Annotated in this window: 15 protein-coding genes; 2 read left to right on the top strand and 13 right to left on the bottom strand. The window is 74.4% G+C overall.

What is annotated here, in order from left to right; translation table 11 throughout:
• Positions 1-14 precede the first annotated feature (14 nt).
• The 6 genes from kdpA to I4I82_RS27915 form a co-directional block, all read right to left on the bottom strand.
• Complete coding sequence (gene kdpA, locus I4I82_RS27940) at positions 15-1,697, bottom strand: potassium-transporting ATPase subunit KdpA (RefSeq protein ID WP_218592667.1); 1,683 nt, start codon at positions 1,695-1,697, stop codon at positions 15-17.
• The gene (gene kdpF / locus I4I82_RS27935; RefSeq protein WP_218592666.1) at positions 1,697-1,786 is read right to left on the bottom strand and encodes a K(+)-transporting ATPase subunit F; all 90 of its coding nucleotides are present in this window, start codon (positions 1,784-1,786) and stop codon (positions 1,697-1,699) included. Before kdpF ends, kdpA begins: the two co-directional genes overlap by 1 nt.
• Positions 1,787-2,074: 288 nt before the next feature.
• Positions 2,075-2,962: an ABC transporter substrate-binding protein gene (locus I4I82_RS27930; protein ID WP_218592665.1), complete on the bottom strand. Its 888-nt coding sequence runs from the start codon at positions 2,960-2,962 to the stop codon at positions 2,075-2,077.
• A 1-nt stretch (position 2,963) separates the two neighbouring features.
• Positions 2,964-4,376: a DUF2252 domain-containing protein gene (locus I4I82_RS27925; protein WP_226370283.1), complete on the bottom strand. Its 1,413-nt coding sequence runs from the start codon at positions 4,374-4,376 to the stop codon at positions 2,964-2,966.
• A 38-nt stretch (positions 4,377-4,414) separates the two neighbouring features.
• Entirely contained in the window at positions 4,415-4,567 is a 153-nt protein-coding gene (locus I4I82_RS27920; RefSeq protein ID WP_218592664.1) for a hypothetical protein, read from the bottom strand.
• Positions 4,568-4,598: 31 nt separating this feature from the next.
• The gene (locus tag I4I82_RS27915; protein WP_218592663.1) at positions 4,599-4,898 is read right to left on the bottom strand and encodes a hypothetical protein; all 300 of its coding nucleotides are present in this window, start codon (positions 4,896-4,898) and stop codon (positions 4,599-4,601) included.
• A 126-nt stretch (positions 4,899-5,024) separates the two neighbouring features.
• Here I4I82_RS27915 and I4I82_RS27910 point away from each other — a divergent pair, with 126 nt between their 5' ends.
• Positions 5,025-5,795 carry a tetratricopeptide repeat protein gene (locus tag I4I82_RS27910; protein WP_218592662.1) on the top strand — a complete coding sequence of 257 codons (771 nt, stop codon included), beginning with the start codon at positions 5,025-5,027 and terminating at the stop codon, positions 5,793-5,795.
• A gap of 38 nt (positions 5,796-5,833) precedes the next feature.
• Here the strand turns inward: I4I82_RS27910 and I4I82_RS27905 are convergent, their stop codons facing one another.
• The 3 genes from I4I82_RS27905 to I4I82_RS27895 all read right to left on the bottom strand — a co-directional run bounded on the left by I4I82_RS27905 (position 5,834) and on the right by I4I82_RS27895 (position 8,392).
• On the bottom strand, positions 5,834-6,583 hold the full coding sequence (locus I4I82_RS27905; RefSeq protein ID WP_218592661.1) for an ABC transporter ATP-binding protein: 750 nt from the start codon (positions 6,581-6,583) through the stop codon (positions 5,834-5,836).
• Entirely contained in the window at positions 6,576-7,328 is a 753-nt protein-coding gene (locus tag I4I82_RS27900; RefSeq protein ID WP_218592660.1) for an ABC transporter permease, read from the bottom strand. Before I4I82_RS27900 ends, I4I82_RS27905 begins: the two co-directional genes overlap by 8 nt.
• Before the next feature lie 62 nt (positions 7,329-7,390).
• Positions 7,391-8,392, bottom strand: a complete 1,002-nt coding sequence (locus I4I82_RS27895) for an ABC transporter substrate-binding protein (RefSeq protein WP_218592659.1) — start codon at positions 8,390-8,392, stop codon at positions 7,391-7,393.
• Between the two features lie 213 nt (positions 8,393-8,605).
• On the opposite strand from I4I82_RS27895, the gene I4I82_RS27890 reads away from it, so the two are divergent.
• Positions 8,606-8,923, top strand: coding sequence for a hypothetical protein (locus I4I82_RS27890; RefSeq protein ID WP_218596222.1), 318 nt, complete (start codon positions 8,606-8,608; stop codon positions 8,921-8,923).
• Here I4I82_RS27890 and I4I82_RS27885 read toward each other — a convergent pair.
• The 4 genes from I4I82_RS27885 to I4I82_RS27870 form a co-directional block, all read right to left on the bottom strand.
• The gene (locus tag I4I82_RS27885; RefSeq protein ID WP_226370282.1) at positions 8,920-10,110 is read right to left on the bottom strand and encodes an ROK family protein; all 1,191 of its coding nucleotides are present in this window, start codon (positions 10,108-10,110) and stop codon (positions 8,920-8,922) included. The two genes, I4I82_RS27890 and I4I82_RS27885, sit on opposite strands and share 4 nt — an antisense overlap.
• 28 nt (positions 10,111-10,138) lie before the next feature.
• Positions 10,139-11,593: a sugar ABC transporter permease gene (locus I4I82_RS27880; protein ID WP_218594462.1), complete on the bottom strand. Its 1,455-nt coding sequence runs from the start codon at positions 11,591-11,593 to the stop codon at positions 10,139-10,141.
• Positions 11,593-12,366: an ATP-binding cassette domain-containing protein gene (locus tag I4I82_RS27875; protein ID WP_218596221.1), complete on the bottom strand. Its 774-nt coding sequence runs from the start codon at positions 12,364-12,366 to the stop codon at positions 11,593-11,595. The genes I4I82_RS27880 and I4I82_RS27875 overlap by 1 nt, the downstream gene beginning before the upstream one ends.
• 70 nt (positions 12,367-12,436) lie before the next feature.
• Positions 12,437-13,552, bottom strand: coding sequence for a sugar ABC transporter substrate-binding protein (locus I4I82_RS27870; RefSeq protein WP_218596220.1), 1,116 nt, complete (start codon positions 13,550-13,552; stop codon positions 12,437-12,439).
• Positions 13,553-13,670: the final 118 nt, after the last annotated feature.

The following is a 13,670-nucleotide window of genomic DNA, read 5'->3' as shown; positions in this document are numbered from 1 at the left end:
CACGAGTCCAGCGGTCACAGCAGTGCCTCCGCGAACGGTCCCAGCGCGAGGGCCGGGAAGAAGGTGAGGGCGGCGACGAGGACGACGGTGCCGCCCAGGAGGACGCCGAACAGGGGGCCGGAGGTGGGCAGGCTGCCTGCACCCGGCTCGGAGCGGCGCTGTGTGGCCAGCGACCCGGCCAGGGCGAGCGCCGCGAGGATCGGCACGAACCGGCCGACGAGCATGGCGATCCCGAGCGAGGCCTGGAACCAGCCGCTGGTGGCGGTCAGCCCGGCGAACGCGCTGCCGTTGTTGTTGCCCGCGCTGGCGTAGGCGTAGAGCACCTCCGACAGCCCGTGCGGGCCCGAGTTGGCCAGCACCGCGTCGATCTCCGCGGGCTGGGCGAGCGCCGCGCCGGTGCCGAGCAGCACCACCGTCGGCATCGCCAGGATCGCGACGGCCGCGGCCGTGATCTGCACGCGCCCGAGCTTCTTGCCCAGGTACTCCGGCGTGCGCCCGACCATCAGCCCGGCCAGGAACACCGCGATCACGGCGAGCACGAGGATTCCGTAGAGCCCGGCGCCGACCCCTCCCGGCGCGACCTCCCCGAACAGGATGTTGAGCAGCGTCATCCCGCCGCCGAGGCCGGTGAACCCGTCGTGCAGGCTGTTGACCGCGCCCGTCGACGTGCCGGTGGTGGAGATCGCGAACAGCACCGACCCCGGGATGCCGAAGCGGGTCTCCTTGCCCTCCATCGCCCCGCCGGCCAGCAGGTGCGCCGGCCCGTTGGGGAACCTCTCGGCCACCCAGGCCACCGCGAGCAGCAGCCCCCACAGCCCGGCCATCACGGTGACGAGCAGCCGGCCCTGGCGGACGTCGCCGACCATCGTCCCGAACGTGCGCGTCAGGCACACCGGGATCACGAGCAGCAGGAGGACCTCGACGAGGTTCGTCAGGCCGTCGGGGTTCTCGAAGGGGTGCGCGGAGTTGGCGTTGAAGACACCGCCGCCGTTGGTGCCCAGCAGCTTCACGGCCTCCTGGCTCGCCGCGGGAGCCAGCGCGATGGTGCTCGTCGCGCCGTCGACACCGGTGACGTCGACGCCCGCGCGCAGCGACATCGTCACGCCCATCGCGAGCAGCACCAGCGCCGCGACCACCGACACCGGCATCAGGATCCGCACCACGCCGCGGGTCAGGTCGACCCACAGGTTGCCGATGCGCCCGTCACCGCCGCTGCGGGCGAACCCGCGCACCAGCGCGACCGCCACGGCCATCCCGACCGCCGCCGACACGACGTTCTGCACCGTCAGCCCGGCCATCTGCACGAGGTGGCCCATGGCGGTCTCGGGCACGTAGGACTGCCAGTTCGTGTTGGTCACGAACGACACCGCGGTGTTGAACGCGATCCCCGGCTCCACCGCGCCGCGCCCCAGGCTCAGCGGGAGCAGACCCTGCAGGCGCTGCAGCAGGTAGAGGAACAGGACCGAGACGAACGAGAAGGCGAGCAGCGCGGCGGCGTAGACCGGCCAGCGCTGCTCGGAGTCCGGGTCGACCCGGACCACGCGGTAGAACGCCCGCTCCACCCGCCAGTGCCGCCCGCTGCCGTGGACCCCGCTGCCGTAGACCCGGGCCATGTAGTCGCCGAACGGGACGTGCACGACCGCGAGCAGCACCAGCAGCGCACCGACCTGCAGGAGCCCGGCCACCGTCGTCGTCATCAGAACCGCTCCGGGCGGACCATCGCCACGAACAGGTACGCGAGCAGCGCCAGCGCCAGCACGGCCCCGACGGCGTTCGTGGCACTCACAGCCGCTCCAGCCCGCGCAGGGCCGTCGCGAGCACCAGGAACCCGCCGACGACCAGCAGCACGTACGCGACGTCCGCCATCGCTCCCACCCCTCCACCCCACCGGCCGTTCCGGTGGACGGGCCGAGCCTGCGCCGGCCCGGGGAACCGCGGGGCCGCCGCTACGGGTGCTTGACGGGCCGGAGCCCGGAGTTGACGCGATCTTGACGCGGGGGTGACGGCGGGCACCCGCCGCCCGCGAAGCCGGCCGCGTCGCCGCCGCAACGGCGCCGGCACGGGCGCGGGCCGATCAGCCCCGCACCCCCACCACCCGCCCCACCGGCGGCTCCGGAACCGCGTCGGGGTGCAGCGCCCAGGCCAGCGCCTCGATCCCGTCGACGAGCCGGGGGCCGGCGCGGACGACGTAGGCGGCGGAGTCGATCGCCACCACCGGCACCGCGGGGAGCAGGTCGCGGACCTGCCCGGCCTGCGCGACGGCGTCCTCGAGGCCGTAGCCGCACGGCGCGACCACCACGAGGTCGGGGGCGTGCGCGGCGAGCGACTCCCAGGTCGCGGTGGTGCTGCGCCCGGCGTCGGCACCGCCGACCGGCTCGCCCCCGGCCCGGCGCACGAGTTCGGGCACCCAATGCCCGGCCAGGAACGGGGGGTCGGTCCACTCCAGCACCAGCACGCGGGGGCGCGCCCGCCCCGCCACCGCGTCCGCGACGGCCGCCAGCCGCTCCCGCAGCTCCCCCACCAGCGCGTCCGCCCGTGCGGACGCGCCACCGCGGTGCCCGACCTCGCTGATCGAGGCCAGCACGTCGTCGACGGAGTGCGGGTCGATCGACAGGACCTCGGCGTCGGAGCCGAGCAGGGCCAGCGCGTCGGCGACCGAGCCCGCGGGCAGCGCGCAGACCCGGCACAGGTCCTGGGTGAGGATCAGGTCGGGCGCGAGCCGGCCCAGCGCGGCCGCGTCGACCTCGTACATCGGCAGCCCCGCCGCCATCCGCTCGCGCACCGCCGCGTCGATCTCGCCGGGGGTGAGCCCGGCGGCCAGCGGGGTGTCGACGACGACGGGCACGCGGTCGCGGATCCCGGCCGGGTGGTCGCACTCGAACGTGACCGCCACCAGGTCGTCGACGAGGCCCACGGCCGCGGCGATCTCGGTGGCGGCGGGCAGCAGCGACGCGATCCGCACGTCAGTACCCCGGCTCGCAGGCCACCTGCCCGCGCCGGACGGCGGCGACGAGCGCGGCGTGGTCGGCCTCGGTCTGGTCGGCGTAGCGGCGGGCGAACGTGCTCAGCGCGCGGTCGAGGTTGTCGCCGCGTCCGACGTAGCCCGCGATCATCGACGCCCCGCTGGTGCGCGCGTGGCCCTTGGCGAGCAGGTGCCCGACCACCCCGGCGTAGTCGACGAGCGCGGCCGGCCGGATGCCCTCGAGGTCGATCGAGCCCTTCATGTCGCGGAACTGGCGCACGTAGAACTGGAGGTCGCCGACGCCGGCCCAGCCCAGCAGCGGGTCGCTCACGGTCTGCAGCGCCTGCTGGTACTCCACGACGCGCTGGCCCTGGTGGGCGTGCAGTGCGGAGTCGCCGTGCACGTGCCGGGCCAGGACCGAGCGCCGCGCCTGCTTGAGCTGCAGGAACACGACGTCGTCGGGCGCAGAGCCCTCCAGCAGCGCCACGTAGGCGCGCAGCCCTACGCTCCCGACGCCGACCACCTTGTGCCCGACGTCGAGCAGCGTGTAGCCGCCCAGCACGCGCCGCCAGTGCGGGGCGAGGGTCTGCAGGTAGTCGTCCAGCGCCTCCGCGACGAGGTCGGCCTCGCTGCCGGGCAGCCGCGTGATCAGCGGCGGCTCCTCGACCAGGCGCCGCGTCCCGTTGAACTCCTCGGTGAACCGGGGCAGCGCGCGGTCACCGGTGCGCCGCCGCGCCCGCCGCGCGGCCCGGACCACCTCGGTCCGCAGCGCGCGCGGGCTCTCCTCGGCGAGCCGGTCGACGTCGAGGCGCTCGTAGGAGCGCGAGAGCAGCGGCTTCTCCGACAGGTACCGCACCTCGTCGCGGTAGGCCGACACGCAGGTGCGGACGGCCTCGTCGCACTGCTCCTCCGACGCCTTCCCGTGCCGCCCGGCCACCCACGTGCTCGCGACGAGCCGGCGCAGGTCCCACTCCCACGCGCCGGGGTGGGCCTCGTCGAAGTCGTTGAGGTCGATGACGAGGTCGCGCTCGGGCGAGGCGTAGAAGCCGAAGTTGCCCAGGTGGGCGTCCCCGCAGACGACGGGGGTGATGCCGGTGCGCGGCAGCGAGGCCACGTCCGTCGCCATGACGACGGCGGTGCCGCGCAGGAAGCCGTACGGGGAGGCGGTCATCCGGCCGACGCGGATCGGCACGAGCGACTCGACGCGCCCGACGTGGGACTCCGCGATCTGCGCGACGGGATCGGGGCGGCCGGGCAGCGCCGCCCAGTCGGCGAGCGACGAGCGCGGCACCCGCTTGCGCAGGGCCCGGCCCATCGCGTGGCGCTCGGACCGCTCGACGGGACGGGCCCGCAGCGAGGCGTACGCGGTGCCGTCGGCGTCGGCGAGGACGGTGTGGCCGGGAGCGCTCGTCACCCGCGCAGGCTACGCGGGGCGGGCGCCGCCCGAAGTGCTCAGAGCCCGAGGACGACGAGGCCGATGAGGAACAGGGTGACGGTCAGGGCGAACAGCACGCCGACGACGCGGTCGACGGCGGGGACGGCCATGAGGTGCGGGCCGGGGGCGACGACGCGGCCGGGGGCCGTCGACGAGGTGATCACGGTCATGCCCGGGGTATCGCTGCGCGGGACGGATCGGTTAGCCGCGTTCCCGCACGTCATCCCTTCCGGTCGGGTTCGCCGTGGGGTGTAACGCCGCGGGTCCGCCGGTCAGGTGCCCGTAGTTGCCGGGGCGCAGGCGCATGGCGTGCAGCACGACCGGCGGGTCGCCCGGCGCCACGACCACCTCGACCAGGTCGCGCCGGTCGGTGACCCCGATGTGGAGCACGACCTCGCCGTGCGGGGAGGGCTGGCGCACCGAGCGCAGCGGGGCGTCGAGGACGCGGCGGACCTCGTCGGCGGTGAGCCCGTGCTTGCGGGCGCTGCGCGTCAGTCGCACGCCGCCATCGTAGGAGATCACCCCGTCGTGATCCGACCCTCACAGCCGGTGAAGAAGCGTCCCGGTTGCACCGAACAGATCACAGGATGTGCCACGAACGGCCGCAGGAACCGTACCGTTCGCGACATGGCGTGGTGGAACCGCAAGGACGACCGGCGCTCCGACGCGCCCCGGCACGGCACGCGCGCGGAGCGCGTCGAGGCGCTCGCGGAGCGCAACGCGGAGGCCGCGGCCCGGCTCGCCGACGGGCAGCCCGACGAGGCGGTACGCCTGCTGACGTCCACCGTCGTCGCCTGCCGGGCCCTGCTCGGCGACGACCACCCCGACACGCTCGTCGCGGAGGGCAACCTCGCCGTCGCCACCGCGGCCGCCGAGCGGCCCGGCGAGGGGGTCGAGCTCCTGCTCTCCGTCGTCGACGCCCGCGTGCGCGTCCTGGGCCCCGACGACGCCCGCACGCTCGACGCCCGCGACGCCCTGGCCACCGCCTACCGCCTCGATGGCCGCCACGCCGAGGCCGTCGACCTGGCCTCCCGCGTGGCCGACGCCCGCCGCCGCGACCTCGGTCCCGCCGACCTCGCCACGATCGCCGCCCGCACCGGCCTCGCGCTGGCCCAGGCCGCCGCCGGGCAGCCCGCCGCGGCCGTCACCGTCCTGGAGTCGGCCCTGCGCGACACCGAGTTCGCCCACGGCGCCCGCCACCTGCACACGATCACCGTCCGCGCGGCCCTGGCCGGCTGCCTCGCCGCGCTCGGGCGCGAGCGGGAGGCCGCCGCGGCGCTGGAGCGGGCGCTGGCCGACTGCACCGACCTGCTCGGCCCCGACCACCCCGACACCCGCGCGCTGCGCGCCGACCTCGCCGACCTCGGCTCGCCGCAGGGCCTGCGCCTGACTGCCTGACGCCGTCGACCGGGAGAGCCTCGACCGGGTACGCCGGCTCAGGCCCCGCGCAGCGCCGCCAGCACCTCCGCCTCGACCGCCGCGAAAGCGGGCGACAGCACCGCCTCCGTCGCCCGCGGGCGCGGCAGGTCGACGGTGACCTCGCGGCGCACCCGCGTGGGCCGCGGCCCGAGCACCACGACCCGGTCGGAGAGCCGCACGGCCTCGCGGATGTCGTGGGTGACGAGCAGGACGGTCCAGCCGAAGCCGGCGCGCACGTCGTCGAGCCAGGCCTGCAGGTCGGCGCGGGTGAGCGAGTCGAGCGCGCCGAAGGGCTCGTCGAGCAGCAGCACCGCCCGGTCCTGCACGACGGTCCGCAGCAGCGCGGCGCGCTGGCGCATCCCGCCCGACAGCTCCGCGGGCCGGGCCCGCTCGAACCCGGCGAGGCCGAACGGGCCGAACAGCTCCCCCGCCCGCCGCCGGGCCTCGCGACGCGGCACGCCGGCGACCTCCAGCCCGAGCGCGGTGTTGTCGAGCACCGTGCGCCACGGGAACAGCAGATCCTGCTGGGGCATGTAGGCGAAGGGGTCGACGCGGCCGGTCGCGTCCTCCCCGTCGACGACGACCCGCCCGGCGTCGGGCCGGCGCAGGCCCGCGATCACGTCGAACAGCGTCGACTTGCCGCAGCCGCTGGGCCCGACCAGCGACACGAACTCCCCCGGCGCCACGTCGAACGCGACGCCGTCGAGGACGGGCAGGTCGCCGAACGCCAGGTGGACGTGGTCGACGATCAGCTTCGACTCAGACATCCCGGCTCCCGCCGTCGCGGCTCCACGGGGCCACCAGCCGCTGCACGAGGAACGTCAGCGCGAACAGCGCCACCGACAGCAGCGCCGTCACGACGACGGCGGCGAGCACCAGGTCGGTGCGGAACGAGTTCTTCTGCACGCTCATGAAGATCCCGAGCCCGGCCGTCGCGCCGACGTACTCGGCGAAGATCGCCCCGGTCACGGCGTAGGTGATGCCGATGCGCAGGGCCGTGAAGAACGAGGGCATGGCGCCGGGCAGCCGGACGTGGCGGAACTGCGCCCAGCGCGAGGCGCCCATGCTGCGCAGCAGGCTGGTGGCCTGCCGCGGCGTCGACGCGAACCCCTCGATCAGCCCCACCGCCATCGGGAAGAACGTCACCAGCGCGATGACGACGACCTTGGGAGCCAGCCCGAACCCCAGCCAGATGATCAGCAGCGGCGCGATCGCGATGATCGGCAGCGTCTGGGACGCCACCAGCAGCGGGGTCAGCGCGCGGCGCAGCCACGGGGAGAAGTCGACGGCGACGGCGAGCGCCCAGGCCAGCGCGAGCGACACCGTGAACCCCACGGCCGTGGCCTGCAGCGTCGGCACCGTGTTCTCCCAGATCGGCCCGCGGTGGGCCCAGCCCTGCTCCACCACCCGCAGCGGCGAGGGCAGCACCTGCGGCCGCACGCCCGAGGCGTCGACGCCGATCTGCCAGGCCGCGAGCCCGAGCGCGACGAGCAGCAGCGCGGGCCACACCATCCCCCGACCCCCGCGAGCCGGGGTCTCGTGGCGAGCGAGTCGGGTCGTCACGAGTCGGGTCGTCACGGCGCCAGGTACTCGTTGGTGAACCACGTCGCGAAGTCCGGGCGCTCGGTCACCGGCCCCCCGTCCGGCCCCGTCAGCGACCCGGAGTCGACGACGAACCCGGAGTAGCCGCTCCAGCGCTCCAGCGTCTGCGGCCCCACCGCGCCCGACTCGTCGCGCAGGTACTCCGCCGCCAGCACGTCCTGGCTGCGCGTCACGAGCTCGGGCTCGGCGAAGACACCGGGGTTGGCGTCCATGAGCAGCTGCGCGGCGCGCGCGGGGTCGTCGGCGCCGAGCCGGTAGCCGCGCTGGGCGGCCTGCACGAACGCGCGGGCCTCGTCGGGGTGCTCCGCGAGCCAGGGCGAGTTGCCGATGAGCAGCACGCTGTAGGCGTCGGGGAAGCCGTAGTCGGTGTAGGCGAAGGTCTTGAGCGGCTCGCCGCGCAGTTCCGCCTCGATGCCCTCCCAGGCGACGAACGGCTCGGTGAAGTCGACGTCGCCGGCGTACAGGGCCTCGTAGGCCGACGTCCCCAGCACGACGGTCTCGAAGTCGCCCGTCCCGCCCGCGCCGCGGATCACGGCCTGCATCTTCGGCGTCTCGCCCGGGCCGCCGAAGCCGCCGTAGACGGATCCGTCGAGGTCGGCGGGGCTGGTGATGTCGGTGCGGTCGGCGCGCACCGCGATCTCGCTGCCCCAGTGCTGGAGCACGGCCATCACCGAGGTGATGTCGGCGCCCGCGGCCTTGGAGTAGGTGAAGGAGTCCTGGAAGGAGATGCCGAACTCCGCGGCGCCCGCCGACACGAGCGTGTCGGGCGAGGTGGAGTTGTAGGGCAGGATCTCGACGTCGAGCCCGGCCTCGGCGAACCAGCCCTCCGCCTGCGCGACGTAGAGGCCGGTGTGGTTGGTGTTGGGCGTCCAGTCCAGCGCCACGCGGATCGGCGCCTCCCCGGGCGGCGAGCCGGAGCAGGCGGCCAGGACGAGCGAGAGCGTCGCGAGCAGGACAGTGAGAGCACGGGCCATGACGGTCCTCCCTACGCCGGTGCTAACCGGGTCAGGTTCGAACGGTCGACGGCCGTGTCCTGCCGCCCTCTCAGCCTCGGATCGTGGGCTCCCGCGGGTCTGGCCGGACTCTACGCGGCGCGCCCGGACCCCGCCACGCGCCGGGACCCCTCCCGGCCCCGTGCCCGAGACTGGGCCGCGTCACACCCGACCCGATCCCCTCCGGAGAGCCCCGTGCGCGCCCGCGTCGTCCTCGTCGTCCTGTCCGCCCTGCTCGCCCTCGGCGCCTGCACGGGCACGTCCCGCTCCAGCAGCTGCTCGGGCGGCGTCTGTTCGATCTCGCTGTCCGGTGAGCAGACCGTGGAGGTCGAGATCGGCTCGCTGGAGCGCGATCTGCGGATCTCGGCCATCACGCCGGCCGCGGTCACGGTGTCGGCCCGCGGCGACTCCGCGACGCTGGCGCCGGGCGAGAGCGCCCCGGTCGGCGGCCTGCTCGTGCGGGTGGACGGGATCGACGGGCGCGACGTGGAGCTGAACGTCACCCGCGGTTAGACCGCTCCCAGCACGGGTTCGAACGCCAGCTCCGCCGCCCCGACGAGCTTCGCGTCGCGGCCCAGCGGGCTGGTCTCGATCCGCGTCCCGCCCACGGCCCGGCTGACCAGGCTGCGCTCGTGCACCAGCGTGCGGACGTGCCCGACGACGGCGGGCGGCAGCGCCGTGAACAGGTCGCCGAGCACCACCAGCTCGGGCGCCATCATGTTGACGACGGTCACGAGCCCGGTGGCCAGCCACTCGGCGAACTCGTCGAGCGGGCCGGGCACCGGCGCCGTCTCCAGCGACCGCAGCTCCGCGACGACGACGCCGCGCGGGGTGTCCTCGGGCATCCCGAGCGCGCGGCACAGCGCCGCCTCCCCCACCTCGGTCTCCCAGCAGCCGCGCGACCCGCAGTAGCAGGGCCGCCCACCGGGCCGCACGACCAGGTGGCCGAGCTCGCCGACGTAGCCGCGGGTGCCGCGCAGCGGCCGTCCCGAGGAGATGACGCCGCCGCCGACGCCCTTGTCCGCCGAGATGTAGACGAGGTCGGCGACCTCCCGCGCGACGCCCCGCACGTGCTCGGCCAGCGCGCCCATCTCGGCGTCGTTGGCCACCTGCACGGGCAGCCGGAGCACCGACGCGAGCCGGGCCCCGAGCGCGATGTCGCGCCACTCGAGGTTGGGCGCCTCGTGCACCCAGCCGTCGTCGCGGCGGACGACGCCGGGCACCGAGATGCCCGCGCCCGACGGGGTCACGGCGAGCTCCTCGGCGAGGAGCTGCGCCGACTCGGCGACGTGGGTGATCACCTCACCCGGGGTGCGGGTGGAGCGGCGCAGGTTCCAGCTGTGCCGCCCGATCACCTGGCCGCCGAGCCCGACCATCGACATCGCGACCTGCTCCACCCGCACGTCGACCGCGAGCACCACCGCCGACTCGGGCTGCGGCAGCACCATGAGCGAGGGCCGCCCGGCGCCCGTGCGGCGCGCCGGGACGGCCTCGGTGACGACGCCGGACTCCGCCAGGCCGTCCACCACCGCCTTGATCGTGCTGCGGTTGAGCCCCAGCTCCGCGGCCAGCACGGCCCGCGTGCAGGGTCCGTCGACGTGCAGGCGGCGCAGGAGCGCGGCCCGGTTGTGCCGGCGCGCCTCGTCGGGGCGGGCCCCCGACGAGCCGCTGCCGTGCTCCCCCACCCAGGCCCGGTTCACCGCCGGTCCCCGGGCCCGTCGGCGGTGCTCACCTGCCGGCGACCGCAGACCGCCGCCGCGAGAGGACGTCGACCGACGCCGCCAGCAGCAGCACCAGCCCGGTCACCACGAACACCACGGCCGCGGGCTGCCGGAGCAGGCCCAGGCCGTTCTCGACGGTCGCGAGGACCGCACCGCCGATCACCGCGTTGCTGATGCGCCCGCGCCCGCCGAACAGCGACGTGCCGCCGATGACGGCCGCGCCGACCGCGAACAGCAGCGTGTTGCCGCCACCCGCGCCTGGGCTGACCGACCCGACCTTCGACGAGTAGACGATCGCGCCGATCGCCGCGAACACCGACGCGATGACGAACACCGACGCCCGGATGCGCACGACGTCGATGCCGGCGCGCCGTGCGGCCTCCCGGTTGCCGCCGACCGCGTAGACGTGGCGGCCGAATCGGGTGCGGTCGAGCACGTAGGTGCCGATGACCAGCAGCGCCAGCACGATCGGCACCACGTAGGGCACGCCCTCGATGAGGGTGTCGCCCGGCGAGCGGTTCTGCGTGAGCAGGAACGTGGCGATCGCGCCCAGCACGACCACGGCCCCGACCTTGATCAGCACCAGCCCGGTGGGCTGCGCGACGAGGCCGAGCTTGCGCCGCGAGACCTGCCGGTTGAGCAGGACGGCCGCGTAGCCGCCCGCGGCGACGACGAACAGCACCCAGCTGCCCAGCGTCGACAGGTTGCCGTTGGCGACCGCGTTGATCACCGGGTCGCGCAGGCCGAGCGTGCCGCCGTCGCCGATGAGCGCCAGGATGATGCCCTGCCAGGCGATGAACAGGGCCAGCGTGACGACGAACGACGGCATGCCGATCCGCGCCACCAGGAACCCGGTGATGCAGCCGATGACCACGCCGACGCACACCGCGAGCAGCATCTGCAGCCACGGGTTCGGCGGGAAGCCGATCACCAGGAGCAGCAGGGCCACGGCGCTGAGCGCGGCGCCCGCCCAGATCCGCAGCAGCAGCGCCAGCACGATGGCCAGCACCACGACCAGCAGGAACAGCACGAACACCGTGGTGCCCATGCCACCCAGCAGGTTGCCACCGCTCACCAGGTGCAGCGCCATGACCGCGGCCGCGAGGCCCGACGCCGTACCGGCCGCCAGGTCGATCTCCCCGGTGAGCAGGACGAAGACCAGGCCCATCGCGATGATCGTGCGCCCGGCGCCCTGCTGGAGCAGGTTGGCCAGGTTGAGCAGGCTGGGGAACGTGCCGGTGGAGTCCAGCGCGCTGAACAGGACGAGCAGCACCAGCAGGCCCAGCAGCGCGGGCAGCGCGCCGAGCTCGCCGGTGCGCAGGCCGCGCAGGTAGCCCGCGACGGCCTGGCCCGTGGTGCGGGCGGTGGTGTCGATGCCGAAGTCGGCCGCGCGGCTCGACGCCGGCGCGGCGCGCTCGGCCGCCGACTTCTTCTCGAGGTCGGGCTTCTCGGGGGCCGTCATCAGACCGTCACCGCCTCGGGACGCTGCAGGCCCAGGTCGCCGGAGCGGCCGGCCGTGATGAGTTCCACGACCTGGCCGTGGCTGACGTCCTTCGTCGGCACCTGGGCCACCATCCGTCCGAGGTAGAGGCACGCGATCCGGTCGGAGACCTCGAACACGTCGGCCATGTTGTGGCTGATCAGCACGACGCCGAGACCCTGCTCGGCGAGGCGGCGGACCAGGTCGAGCACCTGGCGGGTCTGGGCGACGCCCAGCGCCGCGGTCGGCTCGTCGAGGAGCACGACCTTGGAGTCCCAGAGGACGGCCTTGGCGATGGCGACGGTCTGCCGCTGCCCGCCCGACAGCGCCGCGACGGGCATGCGGACGGAGGTGACCGTGCGCACCGACAGCGATGCGAGGGTGTCGCGCGCCGCCTGCTCCATGTCGGCCTCGTCGAGCAGCCAGGGCTTCCCGCGCTCGCGGCCGAGGAACATGTTCTGCACGATGTCGAGGTTGTCGGCCAGCGCCAGGTCCTGGTAGACGACCTCGATGCCGAGCTTGGCGGCGTCGGCCGGGGCCGCGACCGTCACCGGCTGCCCGTCGAACAGCACCTCGCCGCTGTCGGTCGGGTGGATGCCCGCCACGCACTTGACCAGCGTGGACTTGCCCGCGCCGTTGTCACCGACGAGCGCGGTGACCTCACCGGCCCGCACCGTGAAGTCGACGTCGTGCAGCACCTGCACGGCGCCGAAGCTCTTGTTCACCCCGCGCAACTGCAGGATCGGGTCGCTCATGCGGCACCTCCGTGCCTGTGCGCGGGAACCGTGGCCGGGGCCACGGTTCCCGCGCACGAGGGGTAGTGGGTCAGCTGATGCCGAGCTCGGTGCAGGCCGCGGCCAGGTCGGCGACGCAGACCTCGGACGCGGGGACCGCGCCGTCGTCGATCACGGTCTTGACGTTGTCGCGGGTGATCAGCTGCGGGGTGAGCAGGACCGACTTGACCTGGCGGTTGCCCTCCGGGTCGTCGACGGTGCCGGTCGCGATGGCGTCGGCGGCCGCGGTGTCGTCCTCGGCCAGGGCGGCGGCGAGCTCCGCGGTGGCCTGGGCCTCCTCCTGGATCGGCTTGTAGACCGTCATGTACTGGTCGCCGCGCAGGATGGCCTGCAGGCCGTCCGGGGTGGCGTCCTGGCCGGTGACGGGCACGGAGCCGTTCAGGCCGTACTTCTGCAGCACGGTGATGATCGCGCCGGCGAGGCCGTCGTTGGCGGCGAGCACGCCGCCGACCTGGCCGCCGTTGCTGGTGAGCAGCTGCTCGAAGGTGGTGCCGCCGATCTGGTTGTCCCAGTCCTCGATCGGCTGGCTCGCGACCAGGCTCAGCGCGCCCGAGTCGTAGAGCGGCTTGAGCACGGTCTGCGCGCCGTTGTAGAACAGCGTCGCGTTGTTGTCGGTGGGCGCACCGCGGATCTCGATGATCTGGGCGCCCTGGGCCCCGCTCAGCGCCTGGGCCAGGCCCTCGCCCTGCAGCGCGCCGACGCCCTCGTTGTCGAAGGACACGTAGTAGTCGCTGGAGCCGCCGAGGCTCAGGCGGTCGTAGTCGATCGTCGGGATGCCCTGGGCCTTGGCCTTCGCGGCCACGGCGGCACCCGACTCGCTGGTGATGGCGGCGATGACGAGGACGTCGACGCCGCTGGCGATGAAGCCGTCGGCCAGGGTCGCGAAGGTCTGCTCGTCGCCCTGCGCGTTCTGGATGTCGGCGTCGAGGCCGGCCTCGGCCATCGCGGCGGTGAGCAGGGGGCGGTCGAAGCCCTCCCAGCGGGCGGAGCTCTCGGTCTCCGGGAGGATCACGCCGACGCGCGGCGCGTCCTCCGCCACCTCGGCGCCCGGTGCGGCGGTCGGCGCGGCGGCGTTCTGACCGCACGCGGCCAGCGTGAGTGCTACTCCCAGCCCGAGTGCGAGCTGAGCGGTTCTCCTGGTGCGCATGCTGTGGGACCTTCCACGTCGTCGGAGGAGGGGAATGTTGTGACCGGCAACGTATGCCCCCACCTGGAGTGGTGCCAAGCACACTGGATCGTTCAAGTCATCGCGTTTCGGTCACGTT

The organism is Pseudonocardia oceani (assembly GCF_019263585.2).
GTDB classification, from domain to species: domain Bacteria; phylum Actinomycetota; class Actinomycetes; order Mycobacteriales; family Pseudonocardiaceae; genus Pseudonocardia; species Pseudonocardia oceani.
The sequence above is the reverse complement of the archived record's forward strand: the minus strand, read 5'-3'. Positions and strand labels throughout refer to the sequence as shown.

What these genes read in the sequence shown, in the direction of transcription:
- I4I82_RS27870 (WP_218596220.1), bottom strand. Translation starts at nt 13,552, where the DNA reads ATGCGCACCAGGAGAACCGCTCAGCTCGCACTCGGGCTGGGAGTAGCA.
- I4I82_RS27875 (WP_218596221.1), bottom strand. Translation starts at nt 12,366, where the DNA reads ATGAGCGACCCGATCCTGCAGTTGCGCGGGGTGAACAAGAGCTTCGGC.
- I4I82_RS27895 (WP_218592659.1), bottom strand. Translation starts at nt 8,392, where the DNA reads ATGGCCCGTGCTCTCACTGTCCTGCTCGCGACGCTCTCGCTCGTCCTG.
- I4I82_RS27910 (WP_218592662.1), top strand. Translation starts at nt 5,025, where the DNA reads ATGGCGTGGTGGAACCGCAAGGACGACCGGCGCTCCGACGCGCCCCGG.
- I4I82_RS27905 (WP_218592661.1), bottom strand. Translation starts at nt 6,583, where the DNA reads ATGTCTGAGTCGAAGCTGATCGTCGACCACGTCCACCTGGCGTTCGGC.
- I4I82_RS27920 (WP_218592664.1), bottom strand. Translation starts at nt 4,567, where the DNA reads ATGACCGTGATCACCTCGTCGACGGCCCCCGGCCGCGTCGTCGCCCCC.
- I4I82_RS27880 (WP_218594462.1), bottom strand. Translation starts at nt 11,593, where the DNA reads ATGACGGCCCCCGAGAAGCCCGACCTCGAGAAGAAGTCGGCGGCCGAG.
- kdpA (WP_218592667.1), bottom strand. Translation starts at nt 1,697, where the DNA reads ATGACGACGACGGTGGCCGGGCTCCTGCAGGTCGGTGCGCTGCTGGTG.
- I4I82_RS27900 (WP_218592660.1), bottom strand. Translation starts at nt 7,328, where the DNA reads ATGGTGTGGCCCGCGCTGCTGCTCGTCGCGCTCGGGCTCGCGGCCTGG.